A 16,167-nucleotide genomic window follows, 5' to 3' on the forward strand; every position below is an offset into this window, starting at 1 on the left:
GGTAAAATGGGGTTTGCTGTGAAGATCAAAAGCCGGTCTACGGCGTGATCTCCTTCGTCAGCGCAGGCGTGAGTGCGGCCTTGTAGCGCGCGATGTCATCCACGATGAACTGGCGGAAATCATTCAACGAAAGGTCGCGTTCCAGCGCGGCGTCCTTGCGGATCGCGTCGCGTACCTCGGGTGTTGCCAGCGCCTTGCTCAGATGTTCGGAGATCGTTTTCACCACCGGTGCAGGCGTGCCCGCTGGTGCGACCAGTCCGTACCACTGCACCACCGGTACGCTCACCCCCAGCTCCTTGAAGGTGGGCACGTCGGGCAACGCGGGGCTACGGGCGTCACCGGTGATGGCCAGCAACCGCAGTTGGCCCTGGCGCACCTGGTTGATCAGGGGCGAGGCTGTAGCAAAGAAGCTGTCCACCTGGCCACCGATCGTGTCTGTAATGGCCGGGCCGGATCCCTTGTAGGGCACATGCAGCATGTTCACTACTGCTGACTGCTTGACCATTTCCATGCCTATGTGGGCCGCACCACCGGCGCCCGTCGATGCGAAGGTGAGGTTCTCGGTCTTGGCGGCGGCCAGAATGTCTCTTGCGGACTTGAAGCGTGAGTTGTGGCCTACGAACAGGCCGTGGGGCGCTTCGAGGATCAAGCCGATCGGCACGAAGTCGTCAGGCACCTTGTAGGGAATGCTCTGCGCCTTGGTGGCCGGGGCCACCGCCAGGTTGCCGCTCATCGCAAGCAACAGCGTGTAGCCGTCAGGTTTTGCCTTGGCCACGAGGTCGGCCGCGATGTTGCCACCGGCACCCGTGCGGTTTTCCACCACTACCGCCTGACCCAGGGTTTTGCCCAGGGCATTGGCGATCATGCGGCCGTACAGGTCCCCTCCGCCCCCGGGTGGAAAACCTACCACCAGCTTGATTGGCTGCATCGGGTACTGGGCCCAGGCTGAGATGGCCGCCAGGCCGAGCAATCCCGCCAGTGCCAGGGCTGCCTGGCGCCGATGCCAATGTAGGCGCGGTTGCCTGCGCATGGCTAGTCTCCTTATCTGCATTCTTGAGGAGCGACTGCGGGTGGCGTTCAGCGCTGCAGCCAAGCCGTCTGCGCAGCCACCACCCGGTCGACCGACGTACCACACTGGCCCAGGTAGGCCACGGGGTTGGTCATGTCCTGAATTTCAGCCTCGGTCAGTAGTTCGCCCAGGCCCTTGTGCTGGCGCATCGCTTCGGCAAAGCTGAGCTTGCTGGTGATGCCATGCATCGAGGCTTCATAGATCCACTCATGGGCGGTCTGTTTACCCACGCGCTCGCTCAACTCCAGCATCACGCGCTCGGAGAGCAGGTAGCCACGCATCTTGTCCAGGTTGGCCGCCATCATGTCGGCGTTGACCTTCAGGCCTGCCAAGAGGTTCTTTGCCTGGAAAAGCATGGCGCCGGCAATCATGCAGCACTCCGGTACGGCCTTCCACTCCATCTTCCAGGCGATGCCGTCGCGCTCGCTCTCGGACACCATGCCCTCGACCATCATCGCGGCGTTGTAGCGCAGCGGACGCGACAGACCTGCCAGGTTCTCAGCAGACGTGGGGTTGCGCTTGTGCGGCATCGTGGAGGAGCCCAGCTTGCCTTCCGAGAAGCTTTCTTCAACTTCACCGAATTCGTTGCGCTGCATGTTGAACAGCTCGTTTCCGATCTTGGAAAGCGTGCTGCCGATCATGGCGAGCAGACTGGTGTATTCGGTGAAGCGGTCACGCGCGGGGGCCCAGCTGATGGCTGGTGCGCCCAAACCCAGCTTCGTCAGCATGCGCTCTTCGAGTTCAACGGCCTTGGGGCCCAGCGATGCCTGGCTGCCCACGGCGCCTGCCAGCATGCCCACCAGCACGCGGGGGGCAGCCTGCATCAGGCGTTCGTGGTGGCGGCCCAGCTCATCGAGCCACAGAGCACATTTGTGGCCGAAGGTGATGGGCAGCGCCTGCACGCCGTGCGTGCGGCCGGCCATGGGAGTGTCGCGGTAGGCCATGGCCAGACGGGCCAGCTCCTTGCCCACGGCCTGCATGTCGCGCATCACCACGGCATGGAACTCCTTGAGCTGCAAGGCAACACCAGTGTCCACCACGTCCTGCGTTGTGGCGCCGTAGTGCACCCACTCGCCGTTCTCCTTGGAGCATGCGCCTTGTAACTGCTTGAGTGCTGGCACCAGCGAATGTTTGATGCGGCGGATCTCGGCCGACATCTCGGCGATGTCGATGTTGCCCACCTTGGCCTTCTCAGCGATTTCTTTCGCGGCCGCGGCAGGAATGATACCCATTTCGGCCTGGGCCGCAGCCAGCGCGGCTTCGAAGTCGAGCCACTTCTGGATGCGGTTTTCTTCACCGAAGATGGTGCGCAGCTCATCGGTGCCCCAAAGATGCTGGAGCGATTGCATGTCGAAGACGGAAACGGGCATTGAGAAAGTCCTGTCGAAGGTTTATGAAGCGAAGGAAGTGGCGGATTCCACGAGCGCGCGCGGCAGCATGCGCCCGGGGTTGAAGGTGTTGTGCGGGTCCAGCGCGCGCTTGATGCGGGCCATCGCGTCCAAGGCGACCGGGCTCTTGAAATGCATCAGCGCCTGTTGCTTCTGGCGGCCGATGCCATGTTCGGCAGAGATCGAACCATCCAGACGCGCTACAGTTGCATGCACGATGTCGTGGATTCTTTCTTCGTGCGCGCGGAAGTCGGCAGGTGCCATGCCTAAGGGCATGCTCTGGTTGTAGTGCAGGTTGCCGTCGCCTACGTGACCGAAGCAAACGATGCGCACGCCGGGCATGAAGGCCTGCAGTGCCGCACCGGCCTCTTCGATGAACTGCGGGATGCGCGAGATGGCGACAGAGATGTCGTGTTTGATCGAGGGACCTTCGAGCCGCTGCGCCTCGGGTACGTGCTCGCGCAGCCCCCAGAAGGCATGGGCCTGGCTGTCCGATGTGGCCAGTGCGGCATCGAGCACCAACCCATCTTCCATCGCGGCGCCCAAGACCTCCTCCACGGCGGGGACCGGGTCCAAGTGGGCCGACACCTCGGACACATCGAACAGTACCGACCACACCGGCATTTCACCCAGCGGACAGCGCATGCCCGCCGTGCCGTGCTGCAACACCATACCCAGCGGGCCATCGCCGATCAACTCGAAGGCCGTGACGCGTTCGCCCACCGAATCGGTCAGGCGCGATAGCAGCTCTACTGCGGCCTGGGGATCGCGCATAGCCACCCACACAGTGACCACCCTGCGGGGCCGCGCGAAGAGCTTGAAGGTGACAGCAGTGACGATGCCCAAAGTGCCCTCGCCACCGATAAACAAGTGCTTGAGGTCGTAACCCGTGTTGTCCTTGCGCAGTGCGCCCAGCAGGTTCAACACCCGTCCGTCGGCCAAAACCACTTCCAGGCCCAGAACCAAGTCACGTGTATTGCCGTAGCGCAGCACCTGCTCGCCTCCAGCGTTGGTGGACACTACGCCGCCTACTGTGGCGCTGCCTTCCGACGCCAACGACAGTGGGAACAGGCGGCCCACGGCCTCTGCTGCTTCCTGCGCCACCAGAACGGTGCAGCCGGCCTCCACGGTCAGTGTGTTGTCCAACGGGTCGCTGCGGCGCACCGCGCGCATGCGCTCCAGGCTCAGCACCACCTCGGTCCTCGAATCGTCGGGAGTGGAGCCTCCCACCAGCCCGGTGTTACCCCCTTGCGGCACGATGCTGACGCCGGCAGCCGCGCAGGCGGAAACCACACGGGAGACCTCGTCGGTCGTGGCGGGCCGGACCACGGCGCGTGCTGCGCCTGGGTACGCGCCACGCCATTCGGCCTCGTAGCGGCCCATGTCTTTTGGCGCGACGAGCATATGGACCGAGCCCACGATGGCAGCCAGCGTGTCGGCCAGGGATGTTTCAAGAAATGTTGTGTGCATGGTGTGCAGGTCGCCCGCTACCATTGGTGGGGCTGCGATGGTGAACTTGTCTCGGTTGGGCACGTGCACCGCGCCATTCTTTTGGGTTTGAATATTTCATTGAATGAAATACATTTCATTTATTAAAACTATAGCCTCTAGTGCCTGGCTCTGTCAACGATGCCAATCCTCGGCGCACGGGCGTTTATTCCTGCCATGAAAGCCTCCAGAACCACATCTCAGGCCACGGACCCTGCCGAACCGATCCGCCCGCCCTCCGGGGTTCTTGAGCGCGGAATCGCCATCCTTGAGTGCTTTACCGAAGACCAACTGCGCATGCAACTGCGCGAAGTGGCAGAGCGGACCAGGCTCGACAAAGCCACGGCGCTGCGACTGCTGGGCGTGCTGGTGCGCAGCCGCATGGTTCACCGCTTCGACAACGGAGACTATGCGCCCGGCCCTGCCCTGCTGCACATGGGCATGCTCTACCGCAAGACCTTCGACATGGGCGCGCGCCTGCAGCCGGCCCTCCAGGTCGTGATGCAGGAAACAGGCGAGACCGTGGCCTTCTACGTTCGCGACGGCGACGAGCGCGTTTGCCTGTACCGCGAGAACAGCCGCAACGAGGTGCGCCACCATGTGGAGGTGGGCGCGCGAATTCCGCTGACTGCCGGGGGATCGTCTTCGCACGTGTTGCGGCATTTCACGGGAGGTGAAACGTCGCAGGCAGATGCGATTGCGCGCGACGGTTTTGCTATCACCCGCGAAGAGCGCGTGCCCCAGATCGCGTCCGTGGCAGTGCCTGTGTTCGACGGTGACGGCAGTTTCCTCGGTGCTGTGGTGGTGATCGGCATTGCGCCCCGGCAGAGCGCCACAGCCCAGCGCCACGCAGTGCAGGTAGTGCGTAGCGCGCTGCAGGCCCAAGGCTTTACTAGCCAGCCTCCGCGCGACTGGTCATGCTAGGCTACTCAGGCGCCAAAAATGGCGGCAGCAGGCGCACACGGCTCGTGGTCGCGCTCGGGGTCGATGAAGGTTTCGCACCAGGCCACGATGGGTGCGGCAGCCGCATCGTCCATCGAGGGCACGAAGTCACGCATGCGCTGCTGCAGGCCCACCCAGGTGTAGGCGTCTTCGGGGTCGCCACGGCGCAGCTCGCGGTAGGCGCTAACCTCCCGGCCGTCGCGCAGCGTGGCCGTCACACGGGCCGGGCGACGCTGCGGAAACGCCTTCTGGAAGTCATCCGACGCCACCACCGTCATGCGTTCGGCCAGCGCGCGCAGCACAGAAGAGTCGGGCTGCGGCGCCTCCGTGTCAGCTATGCCAAGAGCACCCTTATGCAGCAGCACCGCTAGCACATACCGTAGGCAGAAGCTGGCTTCCGCCGGCTTGGTGGGCCAGTGCACGCCTGCGATCTTCAGCGCATGCGAAAACACCTCGATGCGCAGCGCCTGCACATCTTCGGCAGTCACGCCGTGTTCCACCATCAGCGCACGGGTGGCGTCCAGCGGGGTGAACAGCATGGCGCAGGCGGGCCACGCCTTGATGGTGACCGTGTGCAGGCGCTCTGGCTCCTCAAGCCCGCCATCCAGCACACCTATTGGTCCTTCGCCCGACAGCGCCGCGTACATGCCGCGCCGCCCGGTGAAGAAAGCGTGCGCGCCGGGCATGCCCGCGCGCGCCGCATAGGCAGCGGTCATGCCATTGCGCACGGCAAATGCAGGGTGAAGTGACTTGGATTCATGTGCGCCATCTTCCACCAACTGCCACAAACCGGCTGCCTGCGTGGCCGCGATGCCTAGCGCATGGTGCATACGGGTGGCATCCAAACCCATCGCCATGCCTGCTGCAGCGGCGGCACCCACGGCCCCGGCGGTAGCGGTGGCATGGAAGAGCGCCGCGTGCCGGGCTCCCAGCTTCTCGCCCAGGCGTAGCGACACCTCGTAGCCCGCAATGATCGAGCGTGCCGCCTGCGCGCGGGTAAGCCCAAACGCAGGCGCCAGCGCCAGGACCGGCGTGACCGCCACCACTCCGGGGTGGAGCATGGCGGCGCGGTGGGCATCGTCAATCTCACGCAGGTGGGCGATGGAGGCGTTGGCGAATGCTGCGGCCATAGGGTTGGCGTTCATGCCTCCAAACACCTGCGATGTGCCGTCTCCCGGCGCCACGCACATGGCGATGGTCCTCATGGAGAGCGCTGCAGGCATATCCAACGCTGCCAATCCTGCAGTGGACCAGTCCAGCAGAGCCTGCGCCAGGCGTACACGCGTGGCGGCAGTCAGTGGTCGCGCCGCCTGGTCGAACAGGTGGGCGACAAGCCTTGCTTCGGGCAATGGGGATGTTGCATGCATGGCGTTCGTTTATTTTAATGAATGAAATGTATTTCATTGTATAAAATCCAAATGACTTCCGGGGATGACCTATGCGCAGGCCCGTTCATCCCTTCTTCGACAGCGCCACTTTGTCATAGCAAATTTAATGGGAGGCGTTGAAGGGACACTCCAGCACAAGAGCCGAAGCGCCCAAAAACCCGAAGTCCAGCCCAGCCCCAGCAGGACCAGCGTGGCCCAGAAATGCGCCACGTCCACGCCTCCTGCCCCGATCACGGCAGTGAGACCGGTCAGCAGCAGCAGCCGCGCCATGGCCATGGCCATGGCCATGCGGCCGCGCCAAAGCGGGTGATCAGGCTGCCGGTGAAAAAGTTCGGCCCATAGATGGCGCTTACGTGCCACTGCGTGCCCAGATTGGCATCGGTCTGGACATGCTCGCAGATTTGCATTGCCAGCGTGTTGATTTCCATCTCGATCAGACCCACCAGTGCACATCCAAGCGATGGGGCATTCGCAGCTCAATCAGTCGCAAGAGAAATTGCTGGGAACGCCCCCCGAGGTAAGCAAACGGCCAGGTCATCTAGCTAGAGCGGGCGCCATCGCGTATTCATGGCCACGCCAAACCTGCGCGGACTACCGTCTTGCCCAGGTCAGGGCATAGAGGTGGAAAATAAGAATCATTTCTATCAAAGCCATGCAGAAGATGCAATAAGAATCATTTCTATAGATTTTTATCGAGATCTGCTAGACAAAATTGAATATATTGATATATTTGAATCACGCGTTGGCCGTCACGCGATTTCACGACAACCTCGATCCGACGGCCGGAGACATCCCATGAACTCACTAAGTTTCAAGAAGAAGATTCTCTTGCTGATCGTCACGGCGCTCTCGGCACTCCTGCTCCTTAGCATCTATTCCCTATTTAAGCAGCGTCAGTTGATCAACCAAGCCAAGCGCCACGAACTGGTCACTGCTGTCCAAGCAGCCACCAGCATAGTGAACGCCTTCAAGGCCAAGGCTGACAGCGGCATCATGACGATAGAGGACGCGCAAAAGGGTGCGAAAGAGGCCCTGCGCACAGCGCGCTACGGTGGCCCAGATGGCAAAACCGAGTACTTCTACATTTGGCTGGTGGACGGTGTTTCCATCATGCACCCCTTCAAGACTGAGTGGGAGAGCAAGCAGATGTCCGGCCAGGTCAAGGATGCGTCGGGCGGAGATATCGTGATCATGCTGGTGAATGCCATGAAGGCGAGCACAGACGGCAGGGCCTTTGTTATGACCAGTTTTCCACGGCCGGGCCAGACCGAAGCCGTGCCCAAATTGCAATTCGTGACCAAGGTCGAAGGCTGGAACTGGATGGTTGGCTCGGGCCTATACATGGACACTGTGGACGCAGCGGTGCACGATGCACTGTTGTCAACTCTAGTGCTCATGCTGCTGGTCCTGAGTGCTGTGGGGGGGCTGGGCTGGGCTGTCACTCGCTCGGTGCTCAAGCAAATTGGTGGCGAACCTGCCGAAGTAATTACGGTGATGTCCGCGGTCGCCCGAGGTGAGCTAGATATGCACATTCCGGTCGCGCCGGTAGGTTCGATATTTGACGGTCTGGCCCAGATGATCGAGTCCCTGCGCCACCTTGTTGTCAATGTGCGCTCGGCCACTGACAGTATTGGAACGGCCTCCAGCGAGATCGCACAAGGAAATACGGACCTCTCGCATCGCACGGAACAGACCGCCAGTAACCTGCAGTCAACTGCCTGCAGCATGGAACAGCTAACAGGCACTGTGCGCCAGACCTCTGAGTCTGCTCAAACTGCCAGTCAAATGGCCACATCTGCAGCCGAAGTAGCCCAGCGAGGTGGTCGAGTTGTCTCCCAGGTCGTATCCACCATGGAGGAGATCAACGCCAGTAGCAAGAGGATTGCCGACATCATTGGTGTTATTGATGGGATTGCTTTCCAAACCAATATCTTGGCTCTCAACGCCGCCGTTGAGGCTGCCCGCGCCGGCGAGCAGGGCCGGGGCTTTGCAGTCGTCGCAGGCGAGGTGCGCAGCTTAGCCGGGCGCAGTGCTGAAGCCGCGAAGGAGATCAAGGCTCTAATCGGTGCCTCTGTCGAGAAGGTTGAGTCCGGTACTCAGCTCGTGGGAAGTGCCGGCTCCACCATGACCGAGCTTGTCGCTAGCGTGCAGCGCGTCACGGACATCATTGGAGAGATCCGCGCCGCCACCGCCGAACAAACCCAAGGCATCACCCAGGTCAACGGAACAATCAACGAGCTCGATCAGATGACGCAGCAGAACTCTGCACTCGTTGAACAGTCTGCTGCTGCTGCCGCCAGTTTGCGCGAGCAGGCTATCAAACTTACTGAGGTGGTGGCTTTGTTTAGAGTGGACGGTAGGTCGGGCTCCCGAATCCATTCCGTTCCTGCACCTGCACGACCTCAGGCTAGCGCGGTCGGGCCCGTGACGGCACCAGTTCGGCTCCCTACCCGCAAAATGGCGGCTCGCGAAGATGATTGGGCCAATTTTTGACCCTAGCCTACAGGCCCATATGGGCCGTAGAAAGCGATGTCTGATGCGACGGAGGTCGATTGAGGGCAAGGGTGCTCGACGATGCACTTGGAAGGAGAGATGATTAAAAGTGACGAAGGGAGAAGTTCGACTCGAAGTCGGCGAGAGGTCGTTTTCCAAGGCTCCCCACGCATGCCAAACACCACTTTCACAAGCGAAGACGAACACTTCATAGAGCAGTTGGATAGCGCTGTAAAAGTGCACATTGGATGGTCACATCAGGTGCTTCGTTGCGCTGTTCTGGGTGATTTACCGAAAGCAGACTTGATCAGCGAGGATGCTCACACCCGCTGTGAATTCGGTCGTTGGTTTCGAAGTGGGAGGGCGCAATTCGATGAAATTGACACGACAAGGGCACAGCATCTAGAGCAGCAACATCAACGGATGCATGACGCAGCGCGCGCAATTTGCAAGGGCATCATTGACTCCCAGGCAGGCGATGCATTGCTACTTGAGACGTTTGAAAATACTCAAGATGAGGTGATTAGCGACCTGGTGTATTTCAAAACGGAGTTCATCGAACATAGCTCCCGAATCGACTCGTTGACAGGACTGCCACTGCGTTACGGTCTGGAGGATCAACTTGAAAGAAGCCATTTTCAAGCTGCACGCCGGGGCCTGAAGCTTGTCATGGTCATGCTGGATGTGGATCACTTCAAGCGCGTCAATGACATACATGGCCACGCTGTGGGTGACTTGGCGCTGAAACATATTGGCGATTTATTGCGCATGAACTCTCGGGCAGATGAACCAGTTTTCCGAGTGGGCGGCGAAGAGTTCATAGCACTCCTGCTTGTCGCAGACCCTGAAGCTGCGGCACAAATGATTGAGCGCCTCTTGAGGGGTGTGCGCGACTCGCCGCTGCCCTTGGCCGACGGTACTTCCTTACATCTAACGATGAGCGCGGGGGTTGACGAAGTTGCCCAGGGCGAGACTCTTGTCGATGCGATGGATCGTGCTGACCACGCCCTTTATGCAGCGAAAGCGGCCGGACGCGACACTTGGCGGTGGGCCGGTTCATCCGCATAGCTGCGGTCCTACATCCCCCGCTTCTCAGCGCTGGCATGGAAATCCTGATGATTTCTTTCTGGTAGAGATCCACCATGGTGCGTTAACACTAATTCCCAAGACGGAGGAAATTGGCAACTGAATCATCTCGTCGAGAAAGTTTTCTTTGCGGGTCTTCTTGGACGGTGGTCAAGGCCCTGCGTGAGCTGGTTCATGGACGCGATCTTGCGCGATGTTCAAGCCCGAATCCAGTTCGGGGCGGGTGGGTTTTGCAGCCTGTCCTTAACAGGCGTGGCGGATTGGGTTTGGCAGACGGTCCTGAACGCTTCAAAAGGTAAAACTTCAATGCCATCCCAGAATGTTCCTCTTGGCTGCAGAAGGAAGCATTCGATCTCGGGCGAGCGCTAACATAGATAGACTTGAACTCAGGAGCAATCCTGCTACCACAGCGTGAGTGGTAGCTGAGCTGAGCCAAGAGTCGCCAATGTAAGCAGACAAAGGATGCGCAGCGATGACCGTTCCGAACCACGAACCCAGCGACGCCTGGACAATTTTGTGCGTTGACGATGAGCCTCACATCCTCAGTTCTCTTCGTCGGTTATTGAAGCCCCATGGCTACCAATTCCTCGGGGCCAACAGCGCCGAGGAGGGTATCACCTTGCTGGGTACCGAGAAGGTTGACCTAATTATTTCTGATATGCGTATGCCGGGCATGCAAGGGGCAGAGTTCCTTTCTATTGCGCGGGAACGATGGCCCTCTGTCGTTCGAGTCATGTTGACCGGTTACTCTGACGTTAGCTCCACCATCGAGGCGATCAACAAAGGTGAAATCTACCGCTACGTTTCTAAGCCCTGGAATGATCTCGAAGTGCTGGGCGTGCTGAAACAAGGGCTCGAGCGACGCCGAATTGAAAACGAAAACCGCCGACTTCAGGCGGCCCTGGTAGTCAAGAACGCAGAGCTACAGGAGTTAAACGGATCTCTGGAGGAGCGAGTGGCCGCCCGCACTGAGGAGGTTGAGCACATGGCCCGACAGGTCCGAAAGAGCCATGTCAACACCATCAAGACCTTTTCCACCTTACTGGAGTGGAGAGAGGGTCTGCTCGCGGGACATTCACGCCGGGTGGCTGACATGGCTCGCAAACTTGCACAGACCATGGCCTGTTCTGAGCAAGATACTCAGGACGTCTTCATTGCTGGCCTGATCCACGACATCGGCCTGATCTCCCTGCCCGACAAAGTGATCGAGACACCTGTGTCATTGCTGCAAGGCGAAGAGTTGCACCGCTATGAAAAGCACCCAGCCTTCGGCGAGCAGATCCTGTTGTCGCAGGACGATCAGCAGATGGTGGCCACCATCATCCGCTCGCACCATGAGCGTCATGACGGCGCCGGCTTTCCCGATCGATTAGTTGGAGCGATGATCCCGCTGGGCGCCCGCATTCTTGCTGTGACGGACGCCTACGACGACCTTTGTCATGGGCGCATCACCAGTGCCAAGCTCGGCGAGGCCGACGCTTGTTCTGTGATCGCGCGGGGACGGGGAAGTCAGTTCGATCCTGAAGTCGTCGACGTATTCCTGCAAATGTTGCTGGCGGCTCGGCCTGTGCCAGAAAAGCCGCCGCGCCTGGTGCGCACAATAGACCTGCGAGGCGGTATGCGACTGGCCAGGGACCTGGTGTCTCCAGAGGGCCTGGTTTTGCTGTCTGCCGGCCACGTCATCGAGGCGGACTTGATCCGACGCCTGAAACTGCGAGAGGCGAGAGACAACAGCACGTACAACTTGTATGTCGTAAACGATTGAAGGTAAGCCATGAGACAGCGCACTCTTCTCATTGATGACGAGCCGAACATCATCTCGGCGCTCAAGCGTGTCCTGGTACCCGTGTTCTCAGACCGGGTTGATTTCTACTTCACCAGCGACATTACCTAGGCCTTGACTTGGATCCGTGAAATCGAATTCGACGTCGTAGTCTCTGACTACCTGATGCCCGACATAAGCGGGCTTGAGTTCGTTCAGATTGCCAGGACATTACAGCCCGATGTGGTTGCCATGATGCTCAGCGCCTCGACAGAATTCGAAGTGATGCGTACTGCAGTGAACGAACTCAGTGTCTTCAAGTACCTTAGCAAGCCTTGGGTAGCCGAAGAACTGTGCCGAGACCTCTCTGAGGCGCTCGAGAAGTCGGCGAATGACCGTTACCAAAAGGAGCTGGCCAGAATCGGCTTGTTGAAGTTCCGGCCTACCTCAACGTAGCCCCAGCATAGAGGCAAGACATCATTCAACCATCAGATGCAGGGGAGACCATGGAATATGCAGAACTCGACATCCTGGAGGCTGTTAGCCAACCCCTGTTTGCTTACGACGGACTCTCCATCGTTCATGCAAATCAGAAGATGCTGCGCCTGCTCGGTCTAAACCTGAGCGACGTGCGGGCGCTTACGCCTCTGTCGATCTTTTCTGATGAACATCGGCCATTGATGAGCCAGTATCTGGGCGAATGCCTCGATGGAGAAGAGCTCTCGCCTTCCATCGAAATCGACATTCTGTCCGGCAGCGGCCTGAAGCGGAACATGGAAATCACAGGCGTCAAGCGCAGGATAGCCGACCGGTCCATGGTGATTTGTACCTGCCAGGACCTAAGCGATATCAAGATTGTCCAGAACAGCCTGATGGAGATGGGCCAGCGCCTAAATCAGATCATTGAGAACGATCCGGTGGCTACACTGGTTATGAACGCGGAGCATGTCGTCACGCATTGGAACTCGGCAGCTGCACAGCTGACGGGAGTGTCTAAAGCGGCGATGATCGGAAACCGAGAGGCTTGGCGCCCGTTCTATACTAGCCAGCGGCCGATCTTGGCTGACCTGATCATCGAAGGCAGTGCCGAATCCGAAAAGCCATCGCTCTATAAGGGGCAGGGCCGGCGGTCGCCCTTGATCTCCAATGCGGTCGAAGCCGAGGACTTTTTCCCCGACATCGGAAACAGTGGAGCATGGCTCTACTTCTCGGCAGCTCCTCTTTACGACTCGAAGGGCAGACTGGTCGGCGCCATCGAAACCTTGCAGGACGTCACCAGTCGCAGAGACGCTGAAGACGCGCTACGCCGCCAGCAGTTGGCCTTGGAATGGACTGTGGCCGAAAGAACTGCCGAAGTGCGCGCGCAGCATCGTCAGATCGAGGCCCTGCTGGAAAATGCCCCCATCGGTATCGTGCAGATCCAAGATGGTCTGATTTCGCGGGTTAACAGCACCTTTGTCGAGATGTTCGAACTGAAGGACACGCCTATCCAGGACTTGAGGGTCAACCACCTCTTTGCCAGCCGCGACGACTGCGAATTCATTCGCAAGATGGCCGGCCCCATGCTGAAGGCTGGCACCTCCTTCAATTATGAGGCACGGATGAAAACCAGCCTTGGCAACGAGCGTTGGATCCAGCTAATCGGCTACCCGGCCAATCCCGGAACTGGGGACGAAAGCTCGTGGTGGCTGCTACTGGACCGGACCGACATCAAGGCGGCACACGAGAACCTGCAAAAGAACTTCGATCGCATCACTGACATCAATGCCAAGCTCGAAGAAGCCCAGAACCAGTTGTTGCAGTCCGAAAAGATGGCCTCCATCGGTCAGTTGGCTGCCGGTGTAGCGCACGAGATCAACAACCCCCTAGGTTTCGTGAGCTCAAACATTGGTGCGCTGGGGCGTTATTCGGCCGATCTGCTCGCGCTCGGACATGCCGTGGATCGGGAACTCAAGGACAAGTCGTTGGCTTACGAAGACGACAGCCCATGGGGCCGGTTGGCCAAGTGCGTCTCCGGGTTCGATTTCGAATTTCTGGCAGAAGACCTGCCCAATCTGCTGGCTGAAACCGCAGATGGACTCTCGCGCGTCAAGCGCATAGTGCAGGACCTCAAGGACTTTTCCCGGGTGGACCATGACGAATGGGCAGAAGCCGACATTAACCAAGGGTTGGATTCCACCCTGAACGTGGTCAGGAACGAAGTCAAATACAAGGCCGAGGTGGTCAAGCGCTACAGTCAACTTCCACAGGTGAATTGCCTGGCTGCCCAGATCAATCAGGTTTTCTTGAACCTGATCGTGAATGCTGCGCAAGCCATCAAGGACAAGGGTGTGATCACTCTTGAGACGGAAGTCCGCGGCGACTGGATTGCGATCTCCGTGTCCGACACCGGGTGTGGTATGTCCGATGAGGTTCGAAAGAGAATCTTCGAACCTTTCTACACCACCAAACCCGTAGGGCAGGGCACTGGACTAGGCTTGTCCCTCTCGTATTCAATCATTCAGAAGCACGGAGGACGGATTGAGGTGGAATCCAGTCCTGGAGTCGGGACCAAGTTCACAGTCTATCTTCCGATCATTTCTCCCCGCCATGCGGCATTAGAGTCCCAGGCGGATATCGAAAAGTAATTAGACTTCCCGAGAACAGTTCGTATTTTCCTAGGAAGAAAGAATCTGAGCCATCGAGTTCTTCTTCAGGCATGGCAAATACCTCTGGCCAACCATCCATCAGCTTGGCTATAGGAGGCCGCCAAGGCGCCTTCTCCAGTTGGGCCTTGCGCGTAGCTCGTCTCTCTACCGTCGGGCGCGTTGAGGGTAGGACGCCCAGTACTAGTACCTTTCGATATGGAAATCCATCACCGACATTTTTGAGTCGAACCATCGCTGTTACGACTACGTTGACCTCAGGTTCCGCCGACCACACTGCATGTCACCATGTCGGAAAAGGAAAGCGGCGCAGCAGCAGGAAGGCTGTTGCTGTTACCTAGTCGAGGCAGCGGAAGCACCTGCTCCTGAAAATCTAACAAACTTGCATCGATGCTACAGCGACGACGTTGGTCATGACGATGACTAAAAAATTGCGCGCGCACCGCGTGAACGGTTCTAGCCGGAGACTAGGCAATTAGCCAGGCTTGCGAATAGAAAATTGGCTCACTGAAGGTGTTCCCACCGAACAAGTAGGCCAGGAACCAGGGGCGCCTACAAATAGGCCGGTGCAGGAATTATTTTTTAGCTTAGCAGAAGTCCAATTCTTCACACAAGATGAAATCTTAGCTATCACGGAACTTTCAAAATATGTACGCGCGATGCACAATAAGTCAATCGACCCACATGGATTGCAAATTATTGTGATTTTTTATGATAAAAATGCTTATTGTTGACGATAATGATGATGCTAGAAAATATCTACGTACTGTGATGGAATTGGTGGCTGCCGAAGTAATGGAAGCATCAGATGGTCATCGTGCGCTGAAGATATTTCATAAAAAACATCCAAATATCGTGTTGCTTGATGTCATGCTGCCCGGAGGGGTTTCCGGCTTTGATGTGTGCAGAGAAATTAGGGCCAGTGATGGATTGCAACCGAAAATTATAATAATCAGCGCGCTGGGGCGACTAGGTGACCAATACGAGGGTTTTGAAGCCGGTGCGGATGAGTATTTGATAAAACCTTTTAGTCCCTTGGCCTTGATCGAGATTGTCAACGAGATGGTGCGGAGGGTGCGCGGAACCCAATTCGGTTGAGATGGATACACAAATGTCCCGTTGCTGTGCCTGCAAGCTCAGTGAACGACTGAGACGATCACACTCATGAAGCAACAAAGCCTGGGCCTGGGCCACTCGAACAAGCGCACGCGGCGGCGAGAGTTTCTTGGCGAGATGGAGCGCGTGGTGCCGTGGGCCGAACTCGTGGCGCTGGTGGCGCCCTACATGCCTGAAGGCCGCCGGGGCCGCCCGCCCTTTGCGGTGGAGCCGATGCTGCGTATCCACTTCATGCAACAGTGGTTCAACCTGTCGGATCCGGCGATGGAAGACGCGCTGCACGATGTGCCGCTGTTTCGAGAGTTCGCATTTGGCGGTGAATCCGCGCAGCATTGAGGCGCAGGTACAGGGTGCCGCTCTGATGGGGCTGTCAATTTGCCTGCCGGGCGCGGCCATCACGCTCAAGAACGGCGAAGTGGAACAGCACAACTTTGGTGACTACCCGGTTGCTCGAATAACTGACGCTCCCGCGATCGCCGTACACATCGTACCCAGCGCCGATGCCCCCACAGGAATGGGCGAACCCGGGCTGCCCCCGTTGGCACCCGCTTTCGCCAATGCAATCGCTCGACTCACCGGAAAGGCGCTGCGAGAACTGCCATTCAAGTTGACCTGACGTGGGTCACCTCCAGATGGAAGTCAACACTCTTTCTCATGGTTGTCATTTATGGCACCCCTCGACGCCTGAGTCCCTCTCGATGCAGCTCCCCGCCGATCTCTCCCAGAACAGCCCTGTCATCCTCGGTGAGGTGACCGCGGGGCAGGTCCATCTAGGCCACCAGACGGCTGA

Annotated in this window: 11 protein-coding genes and 3 pseudogenes; 9 read left to right on the forward strand and 5 right to left on the reverse strand. The window is 58.7% G+C overall.

The features are described 5' to 3' along the window. Positions 1 to 37: 37 nt before the first annotated feature. From AC3WUT_RS23035 to AC3WUT_RS23045, 3 genes are read right to left on the reverse strand one after another with little or no spacing between them, the layout of a single operon-like run. Complete coding sequence (locus AC3WUT_RS23035) at positions 38 to 1,093, reverse strand: tripartite tricarboxylate transporter substrate binding protein (RefSeq protein ID WP_492349406.1); 1,056 nt, start codon at positions 1,091 to 1,093, stop codon at positions 38 to 40. Then, positions 1,078 to 2,439 carry an adenylosuccinate lyase gene (gene purB / locus AC3WUT_RS23040; protein ID WP_492349407.1) on the reverse strand — a complete coding sequence of 454 codons (1,362 nt, stop codon included), beginning with the start codon at positions 2,437 to 2,439 and terminating at the stop codon, positions 1,078 to 1,080. The genes AC3WUT_RS23035 and purB overlap by 16 nt, the downstream gene beginning before the upstream one ends. 21 nt (positions 2,440 to 2,460) lie before the next feature. Beyond that, the gene (locus tag AC3WUT_RS23045) at positions 2,461 to 3,927 is read right to left on the reverse strand and encodes an FAD-binding oxidoreductase (RefSeq protein ID WP_492349455.1); all 1,467 of its coding nucleotides are present in this window, start codon (positions 3,925 to 3,927) and stop codon (positions 2,461 to 2,463) included. A 195-nt stretch (positions 3,928 to 4,122) separates the two neighbouring features. Between AC3WUT_RS23045 and AC3WUT_RS23050 the strand changes: the two genes are divergently transcribed. Next, a complete protein-coding gene (locus AC3WUT_RS23050) occupies positions 4,123 to 4,869 on the forward strand; it encodes an IclR family transcriptional regulator (protein WP_492349456.1) in 747 nt (248 codons plus the stop codon). 5 nt (positions 4,870 to 4,874) lie between these two features. Here AC3WUT_RS23050 and AC3WUT_RS23055 read toward each other — a convergent pair whose 3' ends face one another. Further along, positions 4,875 to 6,254: an MmgE/PrpD family protein gene (locus tag AC3WUT_RS23055; protein WP_492349408.1), complete on the reverse strand. Its 1,380-nt coding sequence runs from the start codon at positions 6,252 to 6,254 to the stop codon at positions 4,875 to 4,877. 145 nt (positions 6,255 to 6,399) lie between these two features. Continuing rightward, positions 6,400 to 6,688: pseudogene (locus AC3WUT_RS23060) on the reverse strand (MFS transporter); the annotation flags it as partial. A 382-nt stretch (positions 6,689 to 7,070) separates the two neighbouring features. Here AC3WUT_RS23060 and AC3WUT_RS23065 point away from each other — a divergent pair. From AC3WUT_RS23065 to AC3WUT_RS23100, 8 genes and pseudogenes are all read left to right on the forward strand, one after another. Next, on the forward strand, positions 7,071 to 8,768 hold the full coding sequence (locus AC3WUT_RS23065) for a methyl-accepting chemotaxis protein (RefSeq protein WP_492349409.1): 1,698 nt from the start codon (positions 7,071 to 7,073) through the stop codon (positions 8,766 to 8,768). 171 nt (positions 8,769 to 8,939) lie between these two features. Then, a complete protein-coding gene (locus AC3WUT_RS23070; RefSeq protein ID WP_492349410.1) occupies positions 8,940 to 9,836 on the forward strand; it encodes a diguanylate cyclase in 897 nt (298 codons plus the stop codon). Between the two features lie 490 nt (positions 9,837 to 10,326). Then, positions 10,327 to 11,619 (forward strand): response regulator c-di-GMP phosphodiesterase, NosR family, encoded by a 1,293-nt coding sequence (gene nosR / locus AC3WUT_RS23075; RefSeq protein WP_492349411.1) that lies wholly within the window; start codon positions 10,327 to 10,329, stop codon positions 11,617 to 11,619. Positions 11,620 to 11,751: 132 nt separating this feature from the next. Continuing rightward, on the forward strand, positions 11,752 to 12,072 hold the full coding sequence (locus AC3WUT_RS23080) for a response regulator (RefSeq protein ID WP_492349412.1): 321 nt from the start codon (positions 11,752 to 11,754) through the stop codon (positions 12,070 to 12,072). A 50-nt stretch (positions 12,073 to 12,122) separates the two neighbouring features. Then, a complete protein-coding gene (locus tag AC3WUT_RS23085; protein WP_492349413.1) occupies positions 12,123 to 14,243 on the forward strand; it encodes an ATP-binding protein in 2,121 nt (706 codons plus the stop codon). A gap of 738 nt (positions 14,244 to 14,981) precedes the next feature. After that, on the forward strand, positions 14,982 to 15,359 hold the full coding sequence (locus tag AC3WUT_RS23090; RefSeq protein WP_492349414.1) for a response regulator transcription factor: 378 nt from the start codon (positions 14,982 to 14,984) through the stop codon (positions 15,357 to 15,359). Positions 15,360 to 15,425: 66 nt separating this feature from the next. After that, a pseudogene (locus AC3WUT_RS23095) lies at positions 15,426 to 15,686 on the forward strand (transposase); the annotation flags it as partial. Further along, positions 15,685 to 15,993: pseudogene (locus tag AC3WUT_RS23100) on the forward strand (xanthine dehydrogenase family protein molybdopterin-binding subunit); the annotation flags it as partial. The pseudogenes AC3WUT_RS23095 and AC3WUT_RS23100, both read left to right, overlap by 2 nt. Between the last annotated feature and the right edge of the window lie 174 nt (positions 15,994 to 16,167).

It is taken from the genome of Curvibacter sp. EU05-FHT14A10, assembly GCF_058791075.1.

What these genes read in the sequence shown, in the direction of transcription:
- AC3WUT_RS23050 (WP_492349456.1), top strand. Translation starts at nt 4,123, where the DNA reads ATGAAAGCCTCCAGAACCACATCTCAGGCCACGGACCCTGCCGAACCG.
- AC3WUT_RS23055 (WP_492349408.1), bottom strand. Translation starts at nt 6,254, where the DNA reads ATGCATGCAACATCCCCATTGCCCGAAGCAAGGCTTGTCGCCCACCTG.
- AC3WUT_RS23045 (WP_492349455.1), bottom strand. Translation starts at nt 3,927, where the DNA reads ATGCACACAACATTTCTTGAAACATCCCTGGCCGACACGCTGGCTGCC.
- AC3WUT_RS23090 (WP_492349414.1), top strand. Translation starts at nt 14,982, where the DNA reads ATGCTTATTGTTGACGATAATGATGATGCTAGAAAATATCTACGTACT.
- AC3WUT_RS23070 (WP_492349410.1), top strand. Translation starts at nt 8,940, where the DNA reads ATGCCAAACACCACTTTCACAAGCGAAGACGAACACTTCATAGAGCAG.
- AC3WUT_RS23085 (WP_492349413.1), top strand. Translation starts at nt 12,123, where the DNA reads ATGGAATATGCAGAACTCGACATCCTGGAGGCTGTTAGCCAACCCCTG.
- AC3WUT_RS23065 (WP_492349409.1), top strand. Translation starts at nt 7,071, where the DNA reads ATGAACTCACTAAGTTTCAAGAAGAAGATTCTCTTGCTGATCGTCACG.
- nosR (WP_492349411.1), top strand. Translation starts at nt 10,327, where the DNA reads ATGACCGTTCCGAACCACGAACCCAGCGACGCCTGGACAATTTTGTGC.
- purB (WP_492349407.1), bottom strand. Translation starts at nt 2,439, where the DNA reads ATGCCCGTTTCCGTCTTCGACATGCAATCGCTCCAGCATCTTTGGGGC.